The sequence below is a fragment of the Mesorhizobium sp. M7A.F.Ca.CA.003.01.2.1 genome, assembly GCF_003998945.1.
GTDB classification, from domain to species: domain Bacteria; phylum Pseudomonadota; class Alphaproteobacteria; order Rhizobiales; family Rhizobiaceae; genus Mesorhizobium; species Mesorhizobium ciceri.
In genome coordinates, this window is the sequence record NZ_RZRA01001067.1 from 1 (window position 1) to 1,766 (window position 1,766).

Genomic DNA, 1,766 nt, shown 5'->3' on the forward strand with positions numbered 1-1,766 from the left:
CCCTTACACCAGCGATTCAGGCCGGGCAATCGGGGCGATCAGGTGGTTTTCGGGTGGCGAGACGCGGGCGGCGATGCCATATTGTTCCGGATATGTACTGGGACGAATCCCGGATTTCGCCACTTTGCGGGAAGGAACGCATCATGGTCACGACAGCTTCGATCACGGCCGGCCACGCAGTGTTAGAAACAGTGATCGGTTTCATGGGCATTGCCTGGAGCGAAAAGGGCCTGATCCGGCTCTGCCTGCCCGAACGCAGCCGCGAAGCGGTGGAACGGCGCCTGCTGCGTCACGGTGGCGTTTCCGCTTCCACGGCGCAGCCGCCATGGGTGGTCGAGCTGATCGCAGCGATCAAGGCCTATGCGGCGGGCGAGGATGTCGATTTCTCCGCCGTACCGGTCGATCTCGACGGCGTCGACGATTTCCGCCTCGCCATTTACGACGCGGCGCGAAAACTCTCCTTCGGCGAAACCACCACCTATGGTGAGCTGGCCAAGACCGCCGGCCATGCCGGGCTCGCCCGCGAAACCGGGGCCGCCCTTGGAGCCAATCCGGTGCCGCTGGTCATCCCTTGCCATCGCATCCTTGCCGCCGGCGGCAAGATCGGCGGCTTCTCGGCGCCGGGCGGCTCGGTCACCAAGGAGAAGATGCTGGCCATGGAAGGCGTGCGCGTCGGCCCGCCGCCGCCGGCGCAGGTATCGTTCGGGTTTTGAGCGGCGGCCGGCGCTGGCAGAAGGCCTGGATCAGTACATCGGTCGCTTATTGACCGGGTTGGCGGGCACCGGCTGCATCACGTCCCAATGCTCGGCGATCTTGCCGTTTTCAACGCGAAAAATGTCCACGATGACGGTCTCCGGCATGTTACCTGCCCTCGGTTGAACGACCTGGGTCATGACGAGGTCGCCTTCGGCGATCACCCGCTTGAAGTCGACTTTTTGTTTTGGCCAATTGGCGACACCCATGCTTTCGAGAAGCTTTTTGACCGAGTCTCGGCCATCCGTCATCGTCGGGTTATGCTGAATGTAAGCCTCGGCCCAATAGCGGTCCAGCGCGGTAAGGTCATGGTCGCCGAACAGCGCCTGATAGGCTTTCAGGACAAGCGTCCTGTTTTTTTGAGTCAATTCATGCTGTTGCAGCACCTGCTTGACCGGCTTGGTGTTTTCCGCATGCGCCGCGGCGGTGAGCGCCGCGACCGCGAAAGCGGCCGCCGCGAAGGATTTAAGTTGCAGCACGGATGTCTCCCTCGGTTGCTTCGGTGTCAGGTCAATGCGCGCGCAACGAGCACCGTATCGACATACTGCCGCATGCGGATGATCTTGCCGTCCCGCAGTTCGTAGAGATGAGCGAAGGGGGCCGTCATGGATTTTCCCGTCGCCTTATATGTACCGGAATACACGCCGAAGGCCGCCACCCGGTCGCTATCGGCAATGAAGCTGTGCACGTCGGCGTGGTATCCGATCCACTCCGAGCCGAGCCGCTTGAAGACCCCCTGCATCAGGGCCTCGATGCCGACATAGGTGCCGGCATAGGGGAATCCTTCCGCCTCGGTCCATTCGATGTCGGCGGAAAGAACGGCCAGCAGATTGCGGCCGTTCTCCTCGGAAGTTCCCTCGTAGGTTCTACGGATCAAATCGAGGTTCGTCGCCATGTCAGCCCCACTTCATCTCGCCCTTGGCGACCTTGGATCCGACATCGAGGGCGACGCCCATACCGAGGCCGGGGAAGCGGGTCTCCATGGCGGCCTTCAACGCGGCGCTGTCTGCCGC

3 protein-coding genes and 1 pseudogene are annotated in these 1,766 nt (G+C 62.3%); 1 reads left to right on the forward strand and 3 read right to left on the reverse strand.

The features are described 5' to 3' along the window. Nucleotides 1-143 precede the first annotated feature (143 nt). Complete coding sequence (locus EN969_RS29695; protein ID WP_013530095.1) at nucleotides 144-713, forward strand: methylated-DNA--[protein]-cysteine S-methyltransferase; 570 nt, start codon at nucleotides 144-146, stop codon at nucleotides 711-713. Nucleotides 714-743: 30 nt separating this feature from the next. On the opposite strand, the gene EN969_RS29700 is transcribed toward EN969_RS29695, so the two are convergent. The 3 genes and pseudogenes from EN969_RS29700 to EN969_RS29710 form a co-directional block, all read right to left on the reverse strand. After that, entirely contained in the window at nucleotides 744-1,232 is a 489-nt protein-coding gene (locus tag EN969_RS29700; RefSeq protein WP_063168800.1) for a nuclear transport factor 2 family protein, read from the reverse strand. A gap of 26 nt (nucleotides 1,233-1,258) precedes the next feature. Beyond that, nucleotides 1,259-1,648 (reverse strand): nuclear transport factor 2 family protein, encoded by a 390-nt coding sequence (locus EN969_RS29705; protein ID WP_063168801.1) that lies wholly within the window; start codon nucleotides 1,646-1,648, stop codon nucleotides 1,259-1,261. A gap of 1 nt (nucleotide 1,649) precedes the next feature. Further along, a pseudogene (locus EN969_RS29710) lies at nucleotides 1,650-1,766 on the reverse strand (MBL fold metallo-hydrolase); the annotation flags it as partial.